The 22,942-nt window shown below is 74.1% G+C and carries 26 protein-coding genes and 1 tRNA gene; 9 read left to right on the forward strand and 18 right to left on the reverse strand.

Annotated features, from left to right (window positions below):
* The first annotated feature begins 38 nt into the window (after nucleotides 1-38).
* On the forward strand, nucleotides 39-665 hold the full coding sequence (locus E4P41_RS01225) for a TetR/AcrR family transcriptional regulator (protein WP_135139056.1): 627 nt from the start codon (nucleotides 39-41) through the stop codon (nucleotides 663-665).
* Between the two features lie 179 nt (nucleotides 666-844).
* On the opposite strand, the gene E4P41_RS01230 is transcribed toward E4P41_RS01225, so the two are convergent.
* Nucleotides 845-1,075, reverse strand: coding sequence for a DUF3618 domain-containing protein (locus E4P41_RS01230; protein ID WP_135139057.1), 231 nt, complete (start codon nucleotides 1,073-1,075; stop codon nucleotides 845-847).
* An 89-nt stretch (nucleotides 1,076-1,164) separates the two neighbouring features.
* Here E4P41_RS01230 and E4P41_RS01235 point away from each other — a divergent pair.
* Nucleotides 1,165-1,245, forward strand: a tRNA-Leu gene (locus E4P41_RS01235).
* 6 nt (nucleotides 1,246-1,251) lie between these two features.
* On the opposite strand, the gene E4P41_RS01240 is transcribed toward E4P41_RS01235, so the two are convergent.
* Entirely contained in the window at nucleotides 1,252-2,172 is a 921-nt protein-coding gene (locus E4P41_RS01240; protein ID WP_135139058.1) for a hypothetical protein, read from the reverse strand.
* Nucleotides 2,173-2,576: 404 nt separating this feature from the next.
* Between E4P41_RS01240 and E4P41_RS01245 the strand changes: the two genes are divergently transcribed.
* Together E4P41_RS01245 and E4P41_RS01250 are read left to right on the forward strand one after the other, a co-directional pair.
* Nucleotides 2,577-4,169, forward strand: coding sequence for an HNH endonuclease signature motif containing protein (locus E4P41_RS01245; protein WP_245177034.1), 1,593 nt, complete (start codon nucleotides 2,577-2,579; stop codon nucleotides 4,167-4,169).
* A gap of 177 nt (nucleotides 4,170-4,346) precedes the next feature.
* On the forward strand, nucleotides 4,347-5,168 hold the full coding sequence (locus E4P41_RS01250; RefSeq protein ID WP_135139059.1) for a hypothetical protein: 822 nt from the start codon (nucleotides 4,347-4,349) through the stop codon (nucleotides 5,166-5,168).
* Between the two features lie 122 nt (nucleotides 5,169-5,290).
* Here E4P41_RS01250 and rdgB read toward each other — a convergent pair whose 3' ends face one another.
* The gene (gene rdgB, locus E4P41_RS01255) at nucleotides 5,291-5,902 is read right to left on the reverse strand and encodes an RdgB/HAM1 family non-canonical purine NTP pyrophosphatase (protein WP_135139060.1); all 612 of its coding nucleotides are present in this window, start codon (nucleotides 5,900-5,902) and stop codon (nucleotides 5,291-5,293) included.
* Nucleotides 5,899-6,651 carry a ribonuclease PH gene (gene rph / locus E4P41_RS01260; RefSeq protein WP_135139061.1) on the reverse strand — a complete coding sequence of 251 codons (753 nt, stop codon included), beginning with the start codon at nucleotides 6,649-6,651 and terminating at the stop codon, nucleotides 5,899-5,901. Before rph ends, rdgB begins: the two co-directional genes overlap by 4 nt.
* Nucleotides 6,652-6,898: 247 nt before the next feature.
* Here rph and E4P41_RS01265 point away from each other — a divergent pair, with 247 nt between their 5' ends.
* Both E4P41_RS01265 and bcp read left to right on the forward strand, forming a co-directional pair.
* Nucleotides 6,899-7,303: a YjbQ family protein gene (locus E4P41_RS01265; RefSeq protein ID WP_135139062.1), complete on the forward strand. Its 405-nt coding sequence runs from the start codon at nucleotides 6,899-6,901 to the stop codon at nucleotides 7,301-7,303.
* Nucleotides 7,304-7,443: 140 nt separating this feature from the next.
* Complete coding sequence (gene bcp / locus E4P41_RS01270; RefSeq protein ID WP_135139063.1) at nucleotides 7,444-7,944, forward strand: thioredoxin-dependent thiol peroxidase; 501 nt, start codon at nucleotides 7,444-7,446, stop codon at nucleotides 7,942-7,944.
* 114 nt (nucleotides 7,945-8,058) lie between these two features.
* Here bcp and E4P41_RS01275 read toward each other — a convergent pair whose 3' ends face one another.
* From E4P41_RS01275 to E4P41_RS01300, 6 genes are all read right to left on the reverse strand, one after another.
* The gene (locus E4P41_RS01275; protein WP_135139064.1) at nucleotides 8,059-8,544 is read right to left on the reverse strand and encodes a DUF4262 domain-containing protein; all 486 of its coding nucleotides are present in this window, start codon (nucleotides 8,542-8,544) and stop codon (nucleotides 8,059-8,061) included.
* Between the two features lie 93 nt (nucleotides 8,545-8,637).
* Nucleotides 8,638-9,591, reverse strand: coding sequence for an ATP-dependent DNA ligase (locus E4P41_RS01280; protein ID WP_135139065.1), 954 nt, complete (start codon nucleotides 9,589-9,591; stop codon nucleotides 8,638-8,640).
* A 39-nt stretch (nucleotides 9,592-9,630) separates the two neighbouring features.
* A complete protein-coding gene (locus E4P41_RS01285) occupies nucleotides 9,631-10,371 on the reverse strand; it encodes an MBL fold metallo-hydrolase (protein WP_135139066.1) in 741 nt (246 codons plus the stop codon).
* Between the two features lie 67 nt (nucleotides 10,372-10,438).
* Nucleotides 10,439-11,389, reverse strand: coding sequence for a cysteine synthase (locus E4P41_RS01290; RefSeq protein ID WP_135139067.1), 951 nt, complete (start codon nucleotides 11,387-11,389; stop codon nucleotides 10,439-10,441).
* Between the two features lie 37 nt (nucleotides 11,390-11,426).
* Complete coding sequence (locus E4P41_RS01295; protein WP_135139068.1) at nucleotides 11,427-11,702, reverse strand: ubiquitin-like small modifier protein 1; 276 nt, start codon at nucleotides 11,700-11,702, stop codon at nucleotides 11,427-11,429.
* Between the two features lie 270 nt (nucleotides 11,703-11,972).
* The gene (locus E4P41_RS01300; protein WP_135139069.1) at nucleotides 11,973-12,446 is read right to left on the reverse strand and encodes a M67 family metallopeptidase; all 474 of its coding nucleotides are present in this window, start codon (nucleotides 12,444-12,446) and stop codon (nucleotides 11,973-11,975) included.
* Nucleotides 12,447-12,649: 203 nt separating this feature from the next.
* Here E4P41_RS01300 and E4P41_RS01305 point away from each other — a divergent pair, with 203 nt between their 5' ends.
* A complete protein-coding gene (locus E4P41_RS01305) occupies nucleotides 12,650-13,006 on the forward strand; it encodes a hypothetical protein (RefSeq protein WP_135139070.1) in 357 nt (118 codons plus the stop codon).
* Here the strand turns inward: E4P41_RS01305 and E4P41_RS01310 are convergent.
* Nucleotides 12,945-13,442: a DUF2017 family protein gene (locus tag E4P41_RS01310; protein WP_135139071.1), complete on the reverse strand. Its 498-nt coding sequence runs from the start codon at nucleotides 13,440-13,442 to the stop codon at nucleotides 12,945-12,947. The two genes, E4P41_RS01305 and E4P41_RS01310, sit on opposite strands and share 62 nt — an antisense overlap.
* On the reverse strand, nucleotides 13,439-13,735 hold the full coding sequence (gene clpS / locus E4P41_RS01315; RefSeq protein ID WP_135139072.1) for an ATP-dependent Clp protease adapter ClpS: 297 nt from the start codon (nucleotides 13,733-13,735) through the stop codon (nucleotides 13,439-13,441). The genes E4P41_RS01310 and clpS overlap by 4 nt, the downstream gene beginning before the upstream one ends.
* 53 nt (nucleotides 13,736-13,788) lie before the next feature.
* Here clpS and E4P41_RS01320 point away from each other — a divergent pair, with 53 nt between their 5' ends.
* Both E4P41_RS01320 and E4P41_RS01325 read left to right on the forward strand, forming a co-directional pair.
* Nucleotides 13,789-15,072 (forward strand): nicotinate phosphoribosyltransferase, encoded by a 1,284-nt coding sequence (locus tag E4P41_RS01320; protein ID WP_135139073.1) that lies wholly within the window; start codon nucleotides 13,789-13,791, stop codon nucleotides 15,070-15,072.
* 12 nt (nucleotides 15,073-15,084) lie between these two features.
* Entirely contained in the window at nucleotides 15,085-15,657 is a 573-nt protein-coding gene (locus E4P41_RS01325; protein WP_167760869.1) for an isochorismatase family protein, read from the forward strand.
* A 145-nt stretch (nucleotides 15,658-15,802) separates the two neighbouring features.
* On the opposite strand, the gene serB is transcribed toward E4P41_RS01325, so the two are convergent.
* The 6 genes from serB to E4P41_RS01355 form a co-directional block, all read right to left on the reverse strand.
* The gene (gene serB, locus E4P41_RS01330; RefSeq protein ID WP_245177035.1) at nucleotides 15,803-17,068 is read right to left on the reverse strand and encodes a phosphoserine phosphatase SerB; all 1,266 of its coding nucleotides are present in this window, start codon (nucleotides 17,066-17,068) and stop codon (nucleotides 15,803-15,805) included.
* A gap of 247 nt (nucleotides 17,069-17,315) precedes the next feature.
* Nucleotides 17,316-19,067 carry a cytochrome c oxidase subunit I gene (ctaD, locus tag E4P41_RS01335; RefSeq protein ID WP_135139075.1) on the reverse strand — a complete coding sequence of 584 codons (1,752 nt, stop codon included), beginning with the start codon at nucleotides 19,065-19,067 and terminating at the stop codon, nucleotides 17,316-17,318.
* A gap of 125 nt (nucleotides 19,068-19,192) precedes the next feature.
* Nucleotides 19,193-20,059, reverse strand: coding sequence for a putative RNA methyltransferase (locus tag E4P41_RS01340; RefSeq protein ID WP_245177036.1), 867 nt, complete (start codon nucleotides 20,057-20,059; stop codon nucleotides 19,193-19,195).
* The gene (locus E4P41_RS01345; protein ID WP_135139076.1) at nucleotides 20,056-21,273 is read right to left on the reverse strand and encodes an MFS transporter; all 1,218 of its coding nucleotides are present in this window, start codon (nucleotides 21,271-21,273) and stop codon (nucleotides 20,056-20,058) included. Before E4P41_RS01345 ends, E4P41_RS01340 begins: the two co-directional genes overlap by 4 nt.
* Nucleotides 21,270-21,773, reverse strand: coding sequence for a YfcE family phosphodiesterase (locus tag E4P41_RS01350; RefSeq protein WP_135139077.1), 504 nt, complete (start codon nucleotides 21,771-21,773; stop codon nucleotides 21,270-21,272). Before E4P41_RS01350 ends, E4P41_RS01345 begins: the two co-directional genes overlap by 4 nt.
* A 117-nt stretch (nucleotides 21,774-21,890) precedes the next feature.
* Complete coding sequence (locus E4P41_RS01355) at nucleotides 21,891-22,847, reverse strand: cytochrome c oxidase assembly protein (RefSeq protein WP_135139078.1); 957 nt, start codon at nucleotides 22,845-22,847, stop codon at nucleotides 21,891-21,893.
* Nucleotides 22,848-22,942: the final 95 nt, after the last annotated feature.

Here is a 22,942-nt window from a genome sequence, read left to right on the forward strand (position 1 = left end):
CGTCGTCGTCACTGACTTGAATGTCTAAGGTCAGCACCATGGTCGCTGTGCAGCAGTCCGAGCCGACGCGCTCCTCGCGCGGCGGGCGTCCCCGCGACCCCAGCCGGGACGGGGTGATCCGGGCGGCCATCCTGCGGCTGCTGGCCGAGGTCGGGTACGGATCGCTCACCATGGACGCCGTGGCCGCCGAGGCCGGCGTCGGCAAGGCGACGATCTACCGCCGCTGGCGGACCAAGCACGACCTCGTGGTCGACACCATCTCCGACATCAACCGGGCGATCGCCGTGCCGCCGGACACCGGGTCGGTCGAGGGCGATGTGCGGGCGCTCATGGATCTGGTCGTCACGACGGTGCAGAGCCCTGCGGGCGCGGCGGCCCGGTCCCTGCTGCCGGCCATGCAGTACCAGCCGGCCCTCGTGGAGGCCTTCCGCGACGGGCCGCTGGCCGTGTGGCGCAACGCCTTCGCCGCGATGTGGGCACGGGCCGAGGCGCGCGGCGAGGTCCGCCCCGACATGGACTTCTCGGTGACGGCGGAGGCGGCCAGCGCGTTGATCGTCCAGCGCTGGCTGCTCATCGGCGAGCCCCTGGAGCCGGCCTACGTCGACGAGGTGTTCGAGACCGTCGTCCGGCCGCTGCTGCGCAGGGCCCGGCCCTCGGCGGCCTGACTCACCAGCCGGCGGATGACTGGTCTCGCAGACGCGCACCGCCCGATCGGTGCCGGCGACCACCCGGCCGGGCCCCCTTCCGGGACCCGCGCCGAGCTTGCGAGGCGTGGGGAGGAGGGGGCCCTTCAGCAGACCGATTCCTGACCCGGGCCGACCGGGTCGCGGTGGGATGCCGCACGTCAGTCGTCGCGGTGCCGGACCTTCTGGACCACGACGAGGGTCATCAGGAGGCCGAGTGTGCCGACCGTGGCCATGCCCGCCGGCGTCTGCAGGAAGTGCTGGACGGCGGCCTGCCCCTTCGACTTCAGGCGCTGCGGGCTGCTCCGGTAGACCAGCTGGTCCAGGGTCGCCGCGAGCGACTCACGGGCGGCGTCGATCTCCAGCTGGATCTGTCGAGGGTCGCGAGGCACGGGCGACAGCCTGCCAGACGGCGCGGGATGGGGCGCGTCCGTCGGCCGGAGGCCACCCGCAGGGGCGGGTCCCCATACTCTGTGCCCACGCGGGAGTGGTGTAACGGCAGCCACGCCAGACTTAGGATCTGGTGCCTTCGGGCGTGGGGGTTCGACTCCCCCCTCCCGCACTCGGGTCAGCCGAGCTCGGCCCGGAGCTCCAGGGCGGTGGACGGCCGGGTGGGATCGTCGTCGTCCACGACGGCCAGCAACTGCACCTCCTCGCCGTGGACGGCGCGCAGGGCCAGTCCCTCGACCTTGGGCACGCGCCCGTCCACCTCGGGGATCGCGCCGACGTCCAGCACGGTCTCCCCGTCGACCAGCACCAGCGCGGCAGCCACCACGGGCCCGTCGTCCACCGCGTTGGGAGTGTCCTCGGCGGCGGCGCTCAGCAGCAGCCGGCCGTCGGGCAGGGCGATCGCATCGGTCACCGCCAGCCCCACGCCGTCCACCTCGCCCAGGTCGTAGACCCGCGGCCGCTCGACCGGCACCGACGCGGGGTCCACCCGGCCGAGGACGGCGTCGACCAGACCCGCCAGCGGGACGTCGACGCTGCCCGGCCGCACCCCCGCGGCGAGGTTGCCGCGGTTGAACCAGCGCACGGTGTCGCCGTGCCGGCTGGCGCCCTCCAGGTTGAGCTGGTCGTCCTGGAGCCCGAGGCGCCGAGCCACGCGTCCGTAGAGCGGGGCAAGCTCCCCGGCCTGCGCCACGGGACGCCCGTCGTCCAGGCGCACCAGCACGCCCCGCGTGCGTCGGGCCGTCGAACCCGAGCCGAGCAGCAGGACAGCCGGCTTCCCGTCGACCTCCGCCGGGCAGGCCACCTCGAGATCCGGCTTGAGGTGCTTGGTCCCCGCCGCCTCGCTGAACCGGTCGTGACCGTCCACGGGCGGCAGGAGGCGCACCGGGGTCACCGAGCCGGCCAGGCACCATGCGGCGGACGTCGAGTCGTCCTGGGCGATCAGCCAGCCGTCACCGAGCGGCGCGATCGCGGAGGCCGCGGTCACCTCGGTCCCGTCGTCGAAGCTCAGTGTCCGGACGTCGTTCACCGTCACCCGCACCCCGCCACTCTGCCTGCGGGCCGGGCGGTCCGCCTGCTCGGCCCGCCGTCACGATCTCGGCGCGGCCCCGGACCGCCGCCGCGTGACAGGCGTCCACCTCGGTGGAGACGTCCGGGACGACGGGCGCGGTCTGGTCGTGCGTCATGAGGCCGACCTGCACCTCGGGCCGTTGCGGGTCGGCGAGCGTCACGATCCAGTTGTGGTCCGTGACGAGCTCGAGCCCGAGAACGTCGCCGACAAGGCCGTCGCCGCCTCCAACGACCCACTGGTCAGGTCGGGCACCACTCTGCGCACACGCACCGGGGCGGCATGGCTGTCCGCTCCGGCCGTGTCGACGGCGACCGGTCAGCGGTCTTCGCTGGTCAGGGCCGGAAAGTGTCGTACCTGCGCCGTAGGTTCGTGGTGTGTTCATCGGTGGTGGCTACGGCGTCGGTCTGACGGTGACCGACGTCGAGTTGCCGTTGGTCGCGCCGCCGGGGACGGCGTGGCCGTCGCTGGGCGAGATCCTTCCGGTGCACGCCCGCTCGCCGGAGGAGAAGGCGCTGGAGCTGCAGCGGGTGCAGCAGCTCAAGGCCGAACTGGCCGCCTACGAGCTGGAGCTGGTGGCTGCGTTCGCCGCCGACCGGCCGGCCTCGGCCGACCGGCAGCCCGGTCAGCCCGGTGCCGCGGCTGAAGCCGGGGACGACGCGGTGCCGGGCGTGGGGGCGCCGGAGGGGGTGAGCGAGTTCTTCGCCGACGAACTGGCCTTGACGGTGAACTGCGCGCGGGCGACGGCGACCACGCTGACCGAGCACGCGCTGACGCTGACCGGCTCGCTGCGGGCCACGCACGCGGAGCTGACCCAGGGCCGGCTGGACTGGCCGCGGGCCCGGACCTTTGCCGAGGAATTGGGGTGGAAGGTGCGCGACGCCGACCCCGCTGTCCTCGCGGAGGTGGAGGCCGCGGTGCTGCCCGAGGCCGCGTCGCTGTCGATCCGCAAGCTCAAGGAGCGGCTGCGCGCCGAGTTGGCCGCCCGGGACGCCGCGGCGTCGGATCGGCGGCGGGATAAGGTGCACCGGGCGGTGAACGTCCGCCGCCGTCCGGTCGGCGACGGGATCAGCGAGCTGGTCGCCGGGATGCCCGACGAGCTGGCCGCGGCGTGCCAGGCCACGCTCGACGAGCTGGCCTGGCGGGCCAAGCAGGCCGGGGACGACCGCCCGATCGGGATGCTGCGCGTCGGCGTGCTCGCCGACCTGATCCAGCGCCCCTGGCTGGTGCCCGACCCGGTCGCCGCACACGTGGAGGTGCAGGTGCCGGTCGGCGCGCTGACCCCGGAGCGGTTCCTGGCCTCCGGCGCCCCGGTGCCGCCGGCGTTCGCCCGGCCCGGATCGGTGGTCGAGCCGACCGGGGCGGTGGCCGGCACGCCGATCACCGCTGCGCACGTGCGCGACCTGCTGGCCCAGCTCGACGCCATCGGCCTTCAAGCACCGCCCGGGGGCAGCCTGACCTTCTCCTTCACCGACGACGCAGGCGCCCTGCAGGCCCTCGCCACGCTGCGCGAGCTGCGCGCCGCTGGCCGGCGCGGCTGCCGCGACCACCCGGGGAGCGACTGCGGCTGCCCGGTGATCACCCGGCCCGCACCGACCGACGCCTACGAGCCGACCGCGGCGCAGGACCGGTTCGTCCAGACGCGGGATCGCACCTGCCGGCATCCGGGGTGTGACAACCGGGCCGGCTGGGCGGATGCCGACCACGTCATTCCGCACGCCGCCGGCGGGGCCACCGCCTGCTCGAACTTGTGCTGTCTGTGTCGGCGGCACCATCGGCTGAAGACCTTCGCCCCGGGTTGGACCTACGCGATGACCCCCGACGGCATCCTCACCGTCACCACCCCCGCCGGCGTCACCCGCACCAGCCGACCACCCGGCCTGCAACTCACCGGCCCCCGCGTGCTCACCCGCCCACCCGACCAACCACCACCGGCGGCCGACCCCGCCGACGACCCACCACCGTTCTAGGTCGGGCCCGGAGAGGGGAATCACACCGCTGCGTCACCGCAGGTCAGCGGCTTGCTGAGCGTGAGCGGGGTCGGACAGCCTGCAACAGGACCCGTAGGCTGAGCGAGCAGGCCTGGCGCGCAGTGCTGCCCGATCCAGGTCCCTCTTCCCTGCACGTCATCAACCCCGTCGGAGCTCATGACCTCCCCGCGCCCCGAGACGACCGACCGTTCCGAACAGCCCGAGGAGAGGCCGCAGGGCGTCCAGCTCAGCGCCACCCAGGTGGCCGCCGGCGCCCTGGCCGCGGTGTCCTCCGCCGTGGTGGCCTCCTTCTTCGGCCTCGCCGGCACCCTGGTCGGCGCCGCGCTGGCCAGCGTGATCAGCACCGTCAGCGCCGCGCTCTACAGCAGCTCCCTGCAGAGGACGAACCAGCGGCTGCAGCGGGCCCGCGGGCAGCTCACCGGGCGCCACGCCCGCGTCGTCGACGAGCCCGACGCGGCCCCTGCCACCCGCGTACTGCCCGCCCGCATCGACCCACGCCACGCACCGGCTCCGCGACGCAGGCCGCGCTGGACCCGCGTGGCCGCCTACGCCGCAGCCGTGTTCGTCATGGCCATGGGCATCGTGACCGGGATCGAGCTGATCGGCCAGAAGCCGGTGTCCGCGCTCGTCGGCGCCACCGAGACCGCCAGGACGACGACGATCGGCGCGATCACCACCGCGTCGTCGTCCGAGGAGGAGTCCGAGGAGTCCGAGGAGTCCGACCCGTCGATGCCGTCGTCGCCTACCACCACCGCGCCGGCGACCGGGACCGGCGCACCGGTCACCCCGACGGACGACGGCTCGACGGTGGAGGACGAGGAGTCCGGCAGCGACGGGTCCGAGCCGGCGACGCCCACGACGTCCTCGGGCAGCGGGCGGGCCACCGGCAGTGAGCCCACCGACTCCTCCGGCGACCCGTCGGAGGAGTCGCCGGGGAGCGCACCGGCACCGGGCGCAGGGGCCGAGCCGACGCCCTGACCAGGCGCCCGCGGCCCCGACCTCGTCGGGGCCGCGGGAACCCGGTCGGAGCCGGACGGCGACCGTCGCGTCGAACCAGACCACCAGCTGGTCGACCGGCCGAACGTCTCAGCCGGCCGGTGTCAGGACCGCACGAGCAGCTCCGGGACCAGGGGGACCAGCGCGGCGAACGCCTGCCCACGGTGGCTGCGTGCGTCCTTCTCCGCCGCCGTCAGCTCGGCCGCGGTGAGGTCCAGCCCGTCCGGCACGAACACCGGGTCGTAGCCGAAGCCGTTGCCACCCCGCTTCCCGCGGACCACCCGGCCGCGCCACGAGCGCTCCAGCACCCGCTCGGCGCCGTTCGGGGTCACGATCGCGGCCGCGCAGACGAAGGCCGCGCCGCGCCGCTCGTCGGGCACGTCGGCGAGCTGGCCGAGCAGCAGCGCGGTGTTGGCGTCGTCGTCCCCGTGCCGGCCCGACCAACGCGCCGACAGGACGCCGGGCATCCCGTTGAGCGCGTCGACGCTGAGGCCCGAGTCGTCGGCGACCGCCGGCAGGCCCGTGTACCGGACCGCCTCTCGCGCTTTGAGCAACGCATTCTCCGCGAACGTCACGCCGGTCTCCGGGGCCTCCGGGTACTCCGGCACGTCCCGCAGGCCCACCACGGCCACCCCGGGGACGGCGCTCTCCAGCAGCCGTTGCAGTTCGGCCAGCTTGCCGGGGTTGCGGGTGGCCAGGAGCAACCGGGCGCTCATCGGGCGCCGGCCTGCTGCAGGGCCTCGGCCTGGAGCCGGGTGAGGTCGGCGCACCCGGCGACCGCCAGGTCGAGCAGCGCATCCAGGGTCGAGCGGTCGAAGACGCCGTTCTCCGCGGTGCCCTGGACCTCGACGAAGCTGCCGTCGCCCGTGCACACGACGTTCATGTCGGTGCCGGCGCGCACGTCCTCCTCGTAGGCGAGGTCCAGCCGCGGCTGGCCGTCGATCACGCCGACGCTCACCGCGGCCACCGACTGCAGGATCGCCTTCGCGCGGGCCAGCTTCCGCCGCTCCCCCAGCCAGGACACGGCGTCGGCCAGGGCGACGTACGCGCCGGTGATCGCCGCCGTCCGGGTCCCGCCGTCGGCCTGCAGGACGTCGCAGTCGACCGCGATGCTGTTCTCCCCCAGCGCCGCCAGGTCGATCGACGCCCGCAGCGAGCGCCCGACCAACCGGCTGATCTCGTGGGTGCGCCCGCCGACCCGGCCCTTGACCGACTCGCGGTTACTGCGAGTGTGCGTGGCCCGCGGCAGCATCGCGTACTCGGCGGTGACCCAGCCCAGCCCCGAGCCCTTGCGCCAGCGCGGCACCCCCTCGGTGACGCTGGCCGCACACAGCACGCGGGTCCGGCCGAACTCGACGAGCACCGAACCCTCGGCGTGGTCGAGCCAGTTGCGGGTGATCGTCACGGGTCGGAGCTGGTCGGCCGCCCGGCCGTCGGGGCGCGGGCTCGCGGCTGCTGCGGTCACGTACGCCGACGATAGTGGCGGGACGACACGGGGCCGCGGTGTGGACCGGTCGCGGAGGCCCGCAGGCCCGCTCCAGGGCACCGCCCCGAGCGTGCGAGGGGTGGGAAGGAGGGGGTCCTTCCACCGACCGGGACACGGGCAACGGCTGAACCGCGGAGGGGACGGCACCGGGCCGCGGTGTCGTCCGGTAGGACGACGACGTCACCGCGGTGCGGTCCGGAGGACCGCCATGTCATCGTCACCGGTCATGCGATCAGAGCTGCGGACGGTCCGGACCGGAGGCGTGCCCACGGTGGTCGACCTCACCGACGAGTGCGCCGAGTTCGTGCGCGGCGAGGACGACGGGCTGTTGCACGTGTTCGTGCCGCACGCGACGGCGGGCGTGGCCATCATCGAGACCGGCTCCGGCAGCGACGACGACCTGCTGGCCCGGCTCGACGTCCTGCTCCCGCGGGACGAGCGCTGGCGCCACCGGCACGGCAGCCCCGGCCACGGCCGCGACCACGTGCTGCCGGCCTTCGTCCCGCCGCACGCCAGCGTCCCGGTGCTGGAGGGCCGCCTGCAGCTGGGCACCTGGCAGCGGATCTGCCTGGTGGACACCAACACCGACAACCCGCAGCGGCACGTCCGGCTGTCCTTCCTCGCCGGCTGACCAGCCCCGGCAGCATCGCGGCGAGGAGCGAGCGAGGAGCGGACCGGGACGCGGAAGCCGGCCGATGTCACCGCCGGGTGGCCTCTCCTCCGTGGCGCGCCCCGTGGAGGGACGTCGGTCGGGCACGGCAGGATACCGGCATGACCGACACCGACAGCGGCCTCGACACGGCTCCCGTCCGCCTGGCGCCGGGCGACCCCGCGCCGGAGTTCACGCTGCCCGACGCCGACGGCAACCCGGTCTCGCTCACCGGCCACCGGGGACGCCGGGTGATCGTCTACTGCTACCCCGCGGCCATGACCCCGGGCTGCACCACACAGGCCGTCGACTTCACCGCCTCCGCCGGGGACCTGGCCGAGGCGGGGCTCGACATCATCGGCATCTCCCCCGATCCGCCGGAGAAGCTGCTGCGCTTCCGCGAGAAGGAGGACCTGGGGATCACCCTGCTCTCCGACCCCGACAAGCGGGTGCTGGCCGCGTACGGCGCGTACGGGACCAAGAAGCTGTACGGCAAGGAGGTCGTCGGCGTGATCCGGTCGACCTTCGTCATCGACGCCGAGGGGCGGATCGAGAAGGCCGGCTACAACGTCAAGGCCACCGGGCACGTCGCCAAGCTGCGCCGCGACCTCGGCCTGGGTTGAACGAGGACCACCCCTCCCCCCACGCCTCGTAGAAGGACTCGTCCTCCCCACCCCTCGCAAGCTCAGGGCGAGGGCCCGGGACGAGGCCAGCGGGCACTGGAGGGCGGCCGCGGCTCACGCCCGCCACGTGCCGGGGCGCGGCTGGCACTCCGGCCCGCACGGGTAGCCCTCCTCCCAGGGGAAGTACCCGTCCGCGTGGCTCCACGCCAGCTGGTAGGCCGGTACCGAGTACTCGGGCGGCCGCTGGTAGAAGCGGTTGGCCCCCAGGACCACCTCACCGGGGTTGGGTGAGGTCTCGACGCACAGCCGCCCCTCCCAGTCGTCCCAGACGATCAGCTCACCGGGCACCAGGTCGCGACCGGCGGCGACCTCCTCGGCGGCCCGCTGCAGCACGCCGTGCGTGGTGTCGACGCCCAGGCCCACCAGGACGAGCTCGGGGTGGCCGAGCCCGAACAGGCCGATGGTGTATCCGAACGCCGGTTCGCCGTCCTCCTCCCCGGAGCCGACGTACTGCACCGCCCAGCGGTGCTGCCGGATCACCTGGGCGAGGTGGGCGTCCTCCTGGTCGAGCCAGGCCGTGGTCTGCGGGTCGAGGGGCATGGCCGGAGGGTGCACGGGAGGGCCGAGCCCGTGCCGGTGCGCGAGCGGCGGGCTGTGGACGGCGCCGCGCGCTGTGGAGGGCGCGGCGGAACGTCAGTCCCCCGCCTCCGCGCGGCGGGCGCGGGCGCGACGGCGGCCCTCGTGCATCGCCTGCACGCGGGCGACCGGGATGGTGTGCCCCTCGGCCACCAGGTCGGCGGGCAGCTCCTGCGGGTCCGGGAGCAGCGCCGTCCACGGGTCGCCGTCCCCGAGCCGCTCCGGCGCGGTACGCACGGTGACGTCGCCGGGCCGCACCGACGGGAGGTCGTCCCATGCGACCGGCGCCGACACCGGCAGTCCCGGGCGGATGCGTGGGCTGTACGCGGCCACGACCGTCGAGGCGTACGACCGGGTGGAGTCGAGGAAGACCCGGCCGTGCCGGTCCTCGACGATGTACGCCGTCGTCGCCAGGTCGGGGCCGAGCCGGGCGGAGCGCGCGGCCAGCGCGCGGGTCGCGGCGGCGGCGTCCTCGGGCCTCGATCCGCGCACCGGGACGACGACGTGCAGGCCCTTCGACCCGCTGGTCTTCACCGCCCCGGCGAGGCCGGAGTTCGCCAGCGCCCGCCGCACCAGCTCCGCCGCCCGCACCGCCACGGCGAAGTCGGCGCCCTCCGGCGGGTCGAGGTCGAGCACGATCCCGGTCGGCTCCTCCTCGCCGGCGCGGATGAACGGCACGTGGAACTCGACCGCCCGCTGGTTGGCCAGCCAGAGCAGCGTCCGCCGGTCGTCGCAGAGCACCTGGTGCACCTCGCGGTGCGCGCCGACCGACCAGACGGGGACGGTGCGCACCCACCTCGGCGCCCCCTTGGCCACGTTGCGCTGCACGAACGGCTCCTGGCCCGGCCGCACCCGCTTCACCGACAGCGGGCGGCCGGCCAGCTGGGGCACCAGCCGGAAGGCGTTCGCGTCGAGGTGGTCGACCAGGTCCCCCTTGGTGACCTCGAGCCCGTCGCCGAGCGGAGAGTCGAGACTGGTCAGCCGGACGCCGTCCCGTTCGTCGTCGGCCACCGGCCCACCGTGCCCGGGCGCGCCCGCCCGGGCAACCGCTCAGATCTCGTAGGTGGCGCCCGGGGCGACCAGCTCGGCGGCGGGGAAGACCGCCCGGGCCGCGGCGAGCTGCGCCGCGGGATCGACCCAGGCCGGCACGTGGGTGAGCATCAGCCGGTCGACGTCCGCGGCGGCGGCGTGCTCGCCGGCCTCGCGGCCGGTGAGGTGCAGGCCCTCCGGGAGATCCGGGACGTCGGGGTGGGCGGCCTCGGCCAGCAGGACGTCCGCGCCGCGGGCGAGTTCGACCACGGCGACGCTCGCGCCGGTGTCGCCGGTGTAGACCAGCGACCGGCCGCCGGCGGTCAGCCGGACCGCGTAGCACTCGACCGGGTGGGCGGTGCGCGCCGTGCGCACCGCGAAGGGCCCGAGGTCGAACGGCTCGCCGGTGAGAACGGCGAAGTCGAAGACGTCCTCCAGGGGGGCACCGTCCCCGTAGTAGGCCGCTGCGAGGCGGCGGTCGGCGCCCGGCGGGGCGTAGAGGGGCACCGGTCGCCCCCGGGAGCGCCCCGAGTAGCGGTGCCACACGATGAACGGGGCGACGTCGAGGCAGTGGTCGGCGTGCAGGTGCGACAGGTACAGCGCATCGATGGTGGCCGGGTCGGCGAGGGACTGCAGCGTCCCGAAGGCGCCGTTGCCGAGGTCGAGCAGCACGCGGAAGCCATCGTGCTCGACGAGGTAGCACGACGCCGGGGACGCCGGTCCCGGGCCGCTGCCCGAGCAGCCGACCACCGTCAGCCTCACGCCGTGCTCCCCCGCTCGCTTCCCATCGGCGCCGGTCAGGCTAGCCGGGCGGGCCGGGAGACCGTCGTCACGCCCAGAGCTGGCCCTCCAGCGCGGAGGTCGCCTCCTCGAGCGTGCCGGCGTAGGCGCCGGTGGACAGGTACTTCCAGCCGCCGTCGCAGACGATGAAGACGATGTCGGCCCGGCGCCCGGCCGCGACCTCCTTGTCCGCGATGCCCAGCGCCGCGTGCAGGATCGCTCCGGTCGAGATGCCGGCGAAGATGCCCTCCTGCTCGACCAGCTGCCGGGTGCGGCGGACCGCGTCCTGCGGCCCGACGCTGAACCGCGAGTCCAGCAGCGCGGGGTCGTAGAGCTCGGGGACGAAGCCCTCGTCGATGTTGCGCAGGCCGTAGACCAGCTCGCCGTACCGGGGCTCGGCGGCGATCACCCGCACCTCGGGCTTCTTCTCCCGCAGGAAGCGTGAGACGCCCATGAGCGTGCCGGTGGTGCCCAGCCCCGCGACGAAGTGGGTGATCGAGGGCAGGTCGGCGAGGATCTCCGGGCCGGTGCCGGTGTAGTGCGCCTCGGCGTTGGCCGGGTTTCCGTACTGGTAGAGCATCACCCAGTCGTCGTGCTCGGCGGCCAGCCCCTTGGCGACGGCGACGGCCTGGTTGGAGCCGCCGGCCGCCGGGGAGCTGATGATCTGGGCGCCGTACATCTCCAGCAGCTGGCGGCGCTCGACCGAGGTGTTCTCCGGCATCACGCAGATCAGCCGGTAGCCCCGCTGCCGGGCGACCATCGCCAGCGAGATCCCGGTGTTGCCGCTGGTCGGCTCGAGGATGGTGTCGCCCGGCCTGAGCTTCCCCTCCTTCTCCGCCGCCTCGATCATCGAGATGGCGGCCCGGTCCTTGATCGACCCCGTGGGGTTGTGGTCCTCGAGCTTGGCCCACAGCCGGACGTCAGGGGTCGGCGACAGGTTCGGCAGCCCCACCAGTGGGGTGTTGCCGAGCGAGTCGACGAGGGAGGCGAAGCGGGCCATCAGGAGTCTTCCGTGTCCGAGGGAGTGAGGACGGTGGTCAGCCGCCGGCGACCGCCGGAAGGATCGTCACCGAGTCGCCGTCCTTGACCTGGGTGTCGAGCGCACCGGTGAAGCGCACGTCCTCGTCGTTGACGTAGACGTTGACGAAGCGGTGCAGCTTGCCCTCCTCGGTGACGAGGCGGTTCTTCAGCCCGGGGTGCTTGGCGTCGAGGTCGTCGACGAGCGCGGCCAGGGTGTCCCCGTCGCCCTCGACGGTCTTGCTGCCGCCGGTGTGGGTGCGCAGGATGGTCGGGATCCGGACCTCGATGGCCATGGCGTGCTGTTCTCCTCAGGGGCTCGGGTTTTGCGTGGCCGCTGTCACGCAGCGGGACGGACGTCTGGACGGGCAACGCCCGCTCGCCGTCGGGCATTCCTGGGGGCGGCCGCAGAAGGACCCCGTCCTCCTCACCCTCGGCCTGCCTGCAGGGTCCCCGGCCCCGTCCCGGGCACCGCCCCGAGCTTGCGAGGGGTGGGGAGGACGGGGTCCTTCAACGAGCGGTGGGGGGCAGGGAGGTCCTTCCTGGGGCCGAGACGGGGTCCTTCCTCAGTCGTAGACGACGGTGGTCGGCGAGTGGCCGAACAGGTAGGACTCGACGACCTCGACGTCCTCCTCGGTGACGACGGCGTCGACGATGCGGAAGCTGCGGAACTCGACCTCGTCGCCGGCCAGACCGGTCTGCTCCCCGTGGTGCCGGGTGGAGACCAGGACGTAGTGCGCGTTCGGCTCGGAGGCGAGGCCGACGTCGGTGCGCGAGGGATAGGCCTCGGTGGCGGTGTGCGAGTGGTAGATCACCACCGGCTCCTCGTCCCGGTCGTCCATCTCGCGGTACAGCCGCAGCAGGTCGGCGGAGTCGAACTCGTAGAACGTGGGCGACCGGGCGGCGTTGAGCATCGGGATGAAGCGCTCGGGGCGGTCGCTGGCCTCGGGGCCGGCGACCACGCCACAGGCCTCGTCCGGGTGGTCCTCCCGGGCGTGGGCCACGATGGCGTCGTAGGTCGCGCGGTCGATGCGCAGCACGACACCAGTCTAAGAGGACCCCCCTGCCCCCACCGAGGAAGGACCCCGTCCTCCTCATCCCCTCGCACGCTCGGGATGGCCTGTGGACGGGGCCGGCGGCGGGACCCTGCAGGGGGGCCGCCGTCCTCCCCCCCTCGCAGGCTCGGCAGAAAGGCCCTGCAGGAGGGCCGCCTGGACGGGGCCGCCCGATACGGTGCGCGTCCGTGGCCCTCGAGCTGCTCATGGTCGCCGGCGTGCTGCTCCTCGCCGTGCCGGCGGTGGTGCTCGGTTCCGGCGGGCTGCACCGCCGCAGCGGTCACCACAGCAGCGACGCCGGCGCCGACCGGGTCTCGCTGGTGCTGCTGGTGTCCATGCGGCTGCTGACGCTGCTGCTGGTCGCCGTGCTGTCGGTCGTCGTCCTGGTCTGCGCCGTCGGCGCGATCGTGCGGGACCTGGAGATGCCCAGCCTCGTATCGGTGTTCTTCGTGCTCGACCTGCTCCTCGCGGTGCTGGTCGTGCTCACCTTCGGTCGGCGCGACCGGCGGCGAGCGCGTCGACGAGCGACCCCTGCAGGCCGGTGAGCCAGTAGTAGACGGCCAGCTGCTGCCCCTCCTCGGTGGAGAGGTCCTCCGGCGGCTCGGTGTCCTCCTGGATGTCCAGCCGGGTGCCCAGCGCCAGGCGCAGGTCGTTGCTGGTGCGCAGCCAGGCGACCGCCTGGTCCGGGTCGAGGCGGAGAGGACCGCCGTCCGGCGGCAGGCTCGCGCGGACGGTGGCCAGGTCGTCGGCCTTGCCCGAGCGCAACGCGGACTCGGTCATCCCGCGGTAGTCGGCGGCCAGTTCCGGATCGCTGCGGTGCCCGGAGGGCAGCAGCCGGGTCACCACGGGGTCGCCGGCCACGTCGTCGGCCTCGGCGGTGAGCAGCTGCTCGAGCTGGTCGAGGAGCAGGGCCACGATGCGGGCCTCGGCCGGTTCCAGCCGCGCCACCAGCTCCTCGCCCCTGCGGCGGAAGGGCTTCATGAGTCGCGCTGGAAGCTGGCCCACAGCCCGTAGGCGTGCAGCCGGCTGGTGTCGTGCTCCATCCGCTCGCGCGGCCCGGAGCTCACGATGGCCCTGCCCTCCTGGTGGACCTGCAGCATCAGCGTGGTCGCCGTCGGCTCGTCGTAGCCGAAGAGCTCCTGCAGCACGTAGGTCACGTAGGTCATGAGGTTGACCGGGTCGTTCCAGACGATGGTCACCCAGGGCCGGTCGAGATCGCCGCGTTCCTCGACGGTCTCCTCGGGCGTCCGTGTCGGCGCGAGCGGTCCGGCCACGGAGCCCACCATAGAACGCCGCGCACATCGGGTCGCGCCTACGCTCCGGGGCCATGCCGACGGGTCCCGCCCTGCTGACCGACCGGTACGAGCTGACCATGGTCGCAGCGGCCCTGGCCGACGGCACGGCCGACCGCGACTGCGTCTTCGAGGTCTTCGCCCGGCGCCTGCCGCACGGCCGCCGCTACGGGGTGCTCGCCGGAACCGGCCGGCTGCTGGAGGCGCTCGCCGCCTTCCGGTTCACCGACGAGGACCTCGCCGCACTGCACGAGCAGGGCCTCACCGACCGCCGGCTGCTGGACTGGCTGGCCGGCTTCTCGTTCAGTGGGGACGTCGACGGCTACGCCGAGGGAGAGCTGTTCTTCCCCGGCTCCCCCGTGCTCACCGTCCGGGCGCCGTTCGCCGAGGCAGTGCTGCTCGAGACGCTCGTCCTCTCGGTGCTCAACCACGACAGCGCGATCGCCTCCGCCGCGGCCCGGATGGTCTCCGCCGCCCGCGGGCGGCCGTGCATCGAGATGGGCTCGCGGCGCACGCACGAGGAGGCCGCGGTCGCCGCCGCCCGCGCCGCATACCTCGCCGGGTTCGCCGCCACCTCGAACCTCGAGGCCGGCCGCCGCTACGGGCTTCCCACCACCGGCACCAGCGCGCACGCCTTCACCCTGCTGCACGACGACGAGGCCGCGGCGTTCCGCGCCCAGGTCGCCGCCCTCGGGATCGGCACCACGCTGCTGGTGGACACCTACGACGTCGACGAGGGGATCCGGACGGCGGTCGAGGTCGCCGGCCCCGAGCTGGGGGCGATCCGGCTGGACTCCGGCGATCTGCCAACCCTGGCCACGCACGCGCGGCAGCTGCTCGACGAGCTGGGCGCGACCGGGACGAAGATCATCGTCACCAGCGACCTGGACGAGTTCGCCATCTCCGGGCTCATGGCCGCCCCGGTCGACGGCTACGGGGTGGGCACCTCGCTCGTCACCGGGTCGGGCGCCCCGACCGCCGGGATGGTCTACAAGCTCGTCGAGCGGGACGGCGTCCCGGTGGCCAAGCGCTCGGAGGGCAAGAACTCGGTGGGCGGCCGCAAGCACGCCGTCCGCCGGCACGACGGCTCGGGGACGGCAACCGCCGAGGTGGTGAGCAGCGCACCGATCGACCCCGGGAACGGCGACCGGCGCCTGGTCGTGGAGCTCGTCCGCGGTGGCGAGCCGTGCACGCCGGCCGCGCCGAGGGCCGCCCTGGCCGCGGCACGGGCACACCACGCGCGGGCCCGCGAGGCGATGCCCGCGGAGGCGTTCGCGCTGTCCCGTGGAGACTGCGCCATCGAGACCGTGACGGCCTGAGAGGGGACCCGGATGACCCGCGCCCTGGTGGTGGTGGACGTGCAGAACGACTTCTGCGAGGGCGGCAGCCTCGCCGTCGCCGGCGGGGCGGCCGTCGCCGGTGCGATCAGTGAGCACGTCCGCGCGCACACCGCCGACTACGCGCACGTGGTCGCCACCCGCGACCACCACGTCGACCCCGGCGGCCACTTCGCCGAGCAACCGGACTTCCTCGAGACCTGGCCGGCGCACTGCGTGGTCGGTACGGACGGCGCTGAGCTGCACCCTCGACTGGAGCGCGAGCCCATCGAGGCGGTGTTCGACAAGGGCGAGCACGCCGCCGCCTACTCCGGCTTCGAGGGGCGCTGCGACGGCGTGCCGTTGGCCGAGTGGCTGCGCGCGCACGCGGTGGACGCCGTCGACGTCGTGGGGATCGCCACCGACCACTGCGTGCGGGCCACCGCGCTGGACGCCGTCCGCGAGGGCTTCGCGACCCGGGTGCTGCTGCCGCTCACCGCCGGCGTCAGCGAGGCGACCACCGACGCCGCCCTCGACCAGCTCCGCAGCGCCGGCGTCGGACTGGAAGGCGCCGTCCACCGGGCCTGAGTGAGCACACCACGCCTGCTCTTGCGGTCCTCCAGGCGCTCTTGCGGCGCTGCCTCACCGCAAGAGCAGGTGAAACACCGCAAGAGCAGCGTTGCAATCACACGGCGTTGCAACCGCACAGCGTTGCAATCGCACCGCGTTGCAATCACACCGCGTCGAGCACCTCGTCGCGGGTGAAGCCGAGCACCTGCAGCACGGCGTCGAGGTAGGGCTGGTTGAGGGCGGTGTGCGCCTGCTCGCGCACGTACGGCTTGGCGTTGAAGGCGATGCCCAGCCCGGCGACCCGGAGCATGTCCAGGTCGTTGGCGCCGTCACCCACCGCCACGGTCTGCTCCAGGGGGATGCCGTACTCCTCCGCGAAGCGGGCCAGCGCCCGGGCCTTCCCGGCGCGGTCGACGATCTCCCCCACCAGTCCGCCGGTCAGCCGTCCGTCGGCGACCTCGAGGGTGTTGGCGGCCGTGAAGTCCAGGCCGAGCTGATCGGCCAGCGGATCGGTGATCTGGGTGAAGCCGCCGCTGACGATGCCGCAGCGGAAGCCGTGCCGCTTGAGCGTGCGGATGAGCGTGCGCGCGCCGGGCGTGAGGACCAGGGCCTCGCGCACCTCGTCGAGCACCTCCACCGGCAGTCCGGCCAGCGCGGCCACCCGGGCCCGCAGCGACTGGGCGAAGTCCAGCTCCCCGTTCATCGCGGCGGCGGTGATCCGGGCGACCTCGGCGGCCCGGCCGGCGCGTGCGGCCAGCTCGTCGATCACCTCGCCGCGGACCAGGGTCGAGTCGACGTCCAGCACGATGAGCCGCTTGCTGCGGCGGGCCAGCCCGACCTGCTCGACGGCGATGTCGGCGCCGGTGGCCGACGCCACGGAGGCCAGGGCGGTGCGCAGCTCGGTGGCCTCCCCGCCGGAGACGGTGAGCTCGAAGCTGGTCACCGGGTAGTCCGACAGCCGGCGGATGGCCTCGATGTTGCCGCCGACCCCGGCGATGGCCGACGCGGCCCCGGCGACCGCCTCGGGCGGCACCGGGCGGCCGAGCAGGATCACGTGGTGCGGCCGGCCCGCGGGGACGGCGTCCAGGCCGGCGTCGGCGGCGGACTCGACCTCCACCCGCATGCCGGTCGCCTGGCCGACCTCCGCGGCCAACCGGCCGAGCGTGGCGAGGAAGCGCTCCTCCTCCACCACGGGCACACTCTCGTCCGGGAGCGCGCCGACGACGACGCCGAGCACCAGCTGACCGTGGACGACGACCTGCTCGACATCGACCACCTCGACCTGCGGGTGGTCCTTCCCGCGCGCGGCGAGGGCGGTGAACAGCCGCGCGGTGACCCCCGGCCGGTCGATCCCGGTGACGGTCAGCAGCGCCCGCGGTGGAGTGGCGAGAGCGGTCGGCGACGTGCGAGGCGCGGGGTCGAACGGCACGGCAGCCATCGTGCCGCACCGCCGTCCCGCCGCCCCCCACCGCCCCGGATGCGTCGACGCCCCGCCGGCCGGAGCCGACGGGGCGTCGCAGGTGGCCCCTCCGGGGCACCGCCCCGAGCTCGCGAGGGGTGAGAAGGAGGGGCGGCCCCTCTGCAGGGGCCCCGGCCCTCTCCTGGCGTGCCCAGAGCTTGCGAAGGGCTCGGGGAGAGGGTCCTTCTACCCGTGCGGGGGGCAGGGGGGTCCTGTTTCAGGTGGGGTCGGGGTCCTTGTCCCCCTGCCGAGGACCGGTGCCGTTCATCAGCTCGCTGGCGTAGTGGCCCTTGCTCTTACCGGCGTGTGCTTCCTGCTGCAGGCGGTCGACGAGGTGCGGGTAGTGGGCCTCGAACGCCGGCCGCTCGGAGCGGATCCTCGGGATCTCCACGAAGTTGTGCCGCGGCGGCGGGGACGACGTCGCCCACTCCAGGGAGTTCCCGTGGCCCCACGGGTCGTCGCGCAGCGCGAGCGGGCCGTACCGCCACGACTTGAACACGTTGTAGAAGAACGGGATGGTCGAGGCGCCGAGCACGAACGAGAAGATCGTCGAGATCGTGTTCAGCGTGGTGAACCCGTCCGTGGCCAGGTAGTTGACGTACCGGCGAGGCATGCCCTCACCGCCGAGCCAGTGCTGCACCAGGAACGTGCCGTGGAAGCCGACGAACGTCAGCCAGAAGTGGAGCTTGCCCAGCCGCTCGTCCATCATCCGGCCGCACATCTTCGGGAACCAGAAGTACATCCCGGCGTAGGCGGCGAAGACGACGGTCCCGAACACCACGTAGTGGAAGTGGGCGACCACGAAGTAGCTGTCGTTGACGTGCCAGTCCAGCGGCGGTGAGGCGAGGAGCACGCCGGTCAGCCCACCGAGGAGGAAGGTGACCATGAAGCCGATCGAGAACAGCATCGGCGTCTCGAAGGTCAGCTGGCCGCGCCACATGGTGCCGATCCAGTTGAAGAACTTGATGCCGGTCGGCACGGCGATCAGGTAGGTGAGGAACGCGAAGAACGGCAGCAGCACCGCGCCGGTCGCGTACATGTGGTGGGCCCACACCGTCAGCGAGAGACCACCGATGGCCAGGGTCGCGAAGACCATCCCCTTGTAGCCGAACAGCGGCTTGCGGCTGAACACCGGGATGATCTCGGTGACGATGCCGAAGAACGGCAGCGCGATGATGTAGACCTCGGGGTGCCCGAAGAACCAGAACAGGTGCTGCCACAGCAACGGCCCCCCGTTCTCCTCCGAGAAGATCAGGGAACCGAGCTGCCGGTCGGACAGGAGACCGAACAGGGCGGCGGTGAGGATCGGGAACGCGAAGAGCACCAGCAGGCTGGTCACCAGCGTGTTCCAGCAGAAGATCGGCATCCGGAACAGCGTCATCCCGGGCGCCCGCAGGCAGGCGATCGTGGTGATGAAGTTGACCGCGCCGAGGATGGTGCCCAGACCGCTCACCGCCAGGCCGGCGATCCACAGGTCCGCCCCCACGCCCGGCGAGTGCACCTCCAGGGACAGCGGGACGTAGGCGTACCACCCGAAGTCCGCCGCACCGCCCGGCGTGAGGAACCCCGACACCGCCAGCGTGCTACCGAAGAGGAACAGCCAGTAGGAGAAGGAGTTCAGTCGCGGGAAGGCGACGTCCGGCGCGCCGATCTGCAACGGCATGATCAGGTTCGAGAACGCGAAGAACAGCGGCGTCGCGAAGAACAGCAACATGATCGTGCCGTGCATGGTGACCAGCTGGTTGTACTGCTCCGGCGACAGGAACTGCAGAGCCGGCTGGGCCAGCTCCCCGCGCATGAGCATCGCCATCAGGCCGCCGATGACGAACCAGGCGAAGGAGGTGGCCAGGTACATGAGGCCGATGGTCTTGTGGTCGGTGGTCCGCAGCAGGTTGGAGAGCCGCGAGCCCTTCTCGACCTCGTGAGCCGGGCTCGGCCGGCTCACGATCGGCGCCGGTGCGATCGTCACGGCCGCAGCTTAGACGGTCTGCGCGGGAGCCCTCCCCCCGACGCTGGGGCGCGCCGATCGCCGCAGCTCAGCCCTTCCCGGCGCCGCCCGCGCCGTTCCCGGACCGTGACCGGCGCGCCGGCCGGTCAGCCGGCGCGGGTCCAGGTGCTGACGTCGACCGAGACCGTGACCGCCGTCCGCTCGGGCAGCCGCGCCACCGCCGCGGCCAGTTCCCCGGGCGCCAGGTGCCGGGCGTGCGGGCCCATCCCGATCAGCGTCGTGACCGCCGTCCGGTGCAGCCCCAGCCGCTCCCGGCGGCCGGACGCAACGTCCGGGCGCAGGTGCGGCTCCAGCGTCGCGGCGAGCCGGCGGGCCTTCTCCGGATCGACCCGCAGCAGCCCGAGCGGCCCGACGAGCTCGGCGAGGTGGTCGGCGGCGGGGGTGACCACGACCAGCCGCCCACCCGGGCGCAGCACCCGCGCGATCTCCGGGCCGTTGCGCGGCGCGAAGACGACCAGCACCCGGTCCACGGCGGCGTCGCGCACCGGAAGCCGGGCCCAGGCGTCGGCGACCACCGCCAGGGCCCGCGGGTGCGCGCCGGCCGCGCGGCGAGCGGCGTACCGGGACGAGTCCAGGACCACGCCCACCGCGTCGGGCAGCCGGTCGAGGACACCGGCCAGGTGCTGTCCGGTGCCCCCGCCGAGGTCGAGCAACGCGCCGGGCGGTCCGTCGTCCCCCGCGACGACGGCGTCCCCCAGCGCGCGGGTCACACCCGCGTAGTGACCGGCGGCGAGGAAGGCGACGCGGTCGGCGACCATCGCCGCGGAGTCGCCGGACGGCGGGGCGTGCCCGGGCGGCAGCAGTGTGACGTGTCCCTGCCGCGCCCGGTCGAACGCGTGTCCGGCCGGGCAGCGCAGCCCGGCGTCGCCGGGCTCGGCGGCCAGCGGCGCTCCGCACACCGGGCACGCCAGCAGCCGCACCGCCCGCGGGGGCCAGGGACGGCGGGGCCTCACCGGCTCGCCACGCGGCCGGCCGCCCGCAGGGATGCCGTCTCGACCGCCCGCCCCGGGACGACGCCGACCGCCAGCGCCGCCGCCACCGTCCCGGCCGCGAAGGCCGCCGGGTAACCGGCCCCGCTCTCCACGAGCAGCGCGGCCAGCGGCACGGTCAGGGCCGCGGACAGGTTCTGCGCGGTGTTGTGGGCACCGAGCGCCCGCCCGGCCCAGGCGCTGCCGGCCTGCTCGGCGACGGAGGTGAACGCGATCCCGTTGGGGCTCACCGTGACGATCGTGGCGAGGACGACGGCCACGGCGACCAGCGCCGTGCCCAGGACGTCGGGGGTCAGCCCGGCGACGGCGGCCAGGGTGCCGGCGGCGGCGGCCACCGCCACCGCGATCAGCCGCAGCGGCCCCACCCGGCTGCCCACGTGGTCGGACCACGCCCCTGCGCCGAGCCGCGCCGCGGCGCCGCCGAGCTGGGTGATCGCCAGGAGGGTGCCGGCGGCGCCCACGCTCCAGCCGGCGGCGCGCACCAGGAAGTCGAAGCTGAAGGCGGCGACCACGAACTGCGGGACGACGAGCAGGGTGCTCGCCGCGTGCACCCGCCACAGCACCGGCGAACGGTAGGGCGAGGCCACCGGAGGGGCCCCCGCGGCGGGCGCCGGCCGGGCCGGGTCGCGCACCAGCAACCCGACGAGGACGGCCGTGACCGCGCAGCCCGCGGCCAGCGCGGCGAACGCCGCACCGACGCCCTCGTCGGCCAGCCGCGGCAGCGCGAGCGCCGCCACCCCGACGCCGATCGGCTGCCCGGCCTGGCGGATCCCCATGGCCAGGCCCCGCTGGCGAGCCGGGAACCAGCCCAGCACCAGCCGCCCGCTCGCCGCGTGCACCGATGCGCTGCCGGCGCCGGCGAGCAGCAGCCACAGCCCCGTGGCGACCGGCGTTCCCGCCAGCGCGGCGCCGGTCAGGGCGGCAGCGGCGACGCCGAGCCCGGCGCTGAGCACCAGCCGCTCGCCGTACCGGTCGGCCGCGGCGCCCCAGGCCACCAGGGTGAGGACCAGGCCGGCCGTGAGCGCACTGACCAACAGTCCGATCGCGGCCAGTGACAGCCCCTGGGCGCGGAAGGCGACGGTGAGGAAGGGCAGCCCGTTCTGGACGGCGCAGGCGGCGACCAGCCCGACCAGGCTCACCCCGAGGTGGCGCCAGCGAGCGGTGTCCCCGCCCGTCACCTCGCTACCGGGTGGAAGGTCACGTTCCGCAGCGCGCCGCCGTCGGCCACCGCGGTCACGAAGGTGCCGTGCGGCTGCCGGCGCCGGTCGGTCGGCGAGCCGGGGTTGAGCAGACGCGGGCCGGTGTCGGCGGTGGTGTCCCAGGGGATGTGGCTGTGTCCGAACACGAGCAGGTCGGTGTCGGGGAAGCGGGCGGCGCAGCGGGCCTCGCGGCCTTTCCTGTCCCCTGTCTCGTGGACGACGGCCAGTCGGATGCCCTCGACCTCGGCGCGGGCGACCTCCGGCAGCCGCTCCCGCAGCGGCCCGTGGTCGTTGTTGCCGTGGACGGCGACCAGCCGGCGGGCGCGCTCCTCGATCCGGTCGAGCAGCGCGACGTCCACCCAGTCACCGGCGTGCACGACGACGTCCGCGGCGTCGATCGCCGCCCACAGCGGAGGAGGAAGGTCACGCGCCCGCCTGGGGACGTGCGTGTCCGCGGTGAACACCAGGGAGGCCGGCACGACGACATCGTCGTCCTCCGGACGACAGCGGCCAACTGCGGTCCCCCGCCGCCGTGGAGCCGCGGCGTTACCTCCTCGGGAGAGCCTCGAGCTCCCCGTCGTCGGGAACCGGGTGGCTCAGCTCCGCTCCGCCAGGGCCTTGAGGCGGGCGTTGTAGGCGGCCAGCTCGGCGTCCTCGGTGCGGGCCGCGGCGCGGTCCAGCCGGCGGGCCTTGCGCTGCTCGGAGCCCATCCAGGCGAACAGGACCAGCGCCATCACGAAGACGGTGGGGATCTCGCCGAAGGACCAGGCGATGCTGCCGGCGGTCTTCTGGTCGGCGAGCGGGTCGACGCCCCAGCCGGCCGGGGGGTCGGCGAACGTCTCCACGACCAGCGAGCCGGCCATGAGGATCGCGACGCCGAAGAAGGCGTGGAACGGCATCGGGACGAGCAGCTCGAGCATCCGACCGCCGTGGCCTGCCGTCCGCGGCCAGGGGTCCTGCGCCAGGATCGGGCCGAAGAACAGCAGCCCGGTCACCGTGAAGTGCGCGAGCATGAACTGGTGGCCGAGAGGGTCGGCCATGAGCGCGTCGAAGATGGGCGTGAAGTAGACGGCGTAGAGGCTGGCGAGGAACAGCGGCAGCGTGAACGCCGGGTGCGAGACGACCCGGGCGACCCGGCTGTGCAGCGCGTCGAGCAGCAGCGCCCGGGGGACGCCGGCCAGCCGCCTGCCGCGGGGCAGCGTCCGCAGCGCCAGGGTGACCGGCGCGCCGAGCAGCAGCAGGATCGGCGCCACCATGGACAGCACCATGTGCTGGGCCATGTGCACGCTGAACAGCACCATGCTGTAGCCGTTGAGCCAGGTGCCGGTCACCGCGAACAGCGCGGCGCAGCCGGCGACCCAGGACGCCGTCCGCCACCACGGCCAGGCCACGCCCGAGCGACGCAGCACCACGAGCGCCACCAGGTAGCCCACGGCACCCAGCAGGCTCAGGACGGCCAGCCACGACCAGCCGTCGAGGTGCGGCAGGAACATCCGGCCCCAGGTCGGCGGCTCGTCCGGCACCCACATGCCCGAGTGCTGACCGTGGTCCACCGATGCCTCCTGCCGTGACGTGCCGCGCGCGATCCCCACTGTCCCACTCGGGCGATGCCCGGGCGGCCCCGTCCCGGGCACCACCCCGAGCGTGC

The organism is Geodermatophilus sp. DF01-2 (assembly GCF_004571065.1).
Taxonomy (GTDB): Bacteria; Actinomycetota; Actinomycetes; order Mycobacteriales; family Geodermatophilaceae; genus Geodermatophilus.

Bases quoted from the DNA above. Each gene is read 5' to 3' on its own strand.
- E4P41_RS01310 (WP_135139071.1), bottom strand. From the start codon at position 13,442: ATGAAGCCCTTCCGCCGCAGGGGCGAGGAGCTGGTGGCGCGGCTGGAA.
- rdgB (WP_135139060.1), bottom strand. From the start codon at position 5,902: ATGAGCGCCCGGTTGCTCCTGGCCACCCGCAACCCCGGCAAGCTGGCC.
- E4P41_RS01250 (WP_135139059.1), top strand. From the start codon at position 4,347: ATGACCTCCCCGCGCCCCGAGACGACCGACCGTTCCGAACAGCCCGAG.
- E4P41_RS01265 (WP_135139062.1), top strand. From the start codon at position 6,899: ATGCGATCAGAGCTGCGGACGGTCCGGACCGGAGGCGTGCCCACGGTG.
- E4P41_RS01320 (WP_135139073.1), top strand. From the start codon at position 13,789: ATGCCGACGGGTCCCGCCCTGCTGACCGACCGGTACGAGCTGACCATG.
- E4P41_RS01275 (WP_135139064.1), bottom strand. From the start codon at position 8,544: ATGCCCCTCGACCCGCAGACCACGGCCTGGCTCGACCAGGAGGACGCC.
- E4P41_RS01295 (WP_135139068.1), bottom strand. From the start codon at position 11,702: ATGGCCATCGAGGTCCGGATCCCGACCATCCTGCGCACCCACACCGGC.
- bcp (WP_135139063.1), top strand. From the start codon at position 7,444: ATGACCGACACCGACAGCGGCCTCGACACGGCTCCCGTCCGCCTGGCG.
- E4P41_RS01290 (WP_135139067.1), bottom strand. From the start codon at position 11,389: ATGGCCCGCTTCGCCTCCCTCGTCGACTCGCTCGGCAACACCCCACTG.
- E4P41_RS01225 (WP_135139056.1), top strand. From the start codon at position 39: ATGGTCGCTGTGCAGCAGTCCGAGCCGACGCGCTCCTCGCGCGGCGGG.
- E4P41_RS01325 (WP_167760869.1), top strand. From the start codon at position 15,085: ATGACCCGCGCCCTGGTGGTGGTGGACGTGCAGAACGACTTCTGCGAG.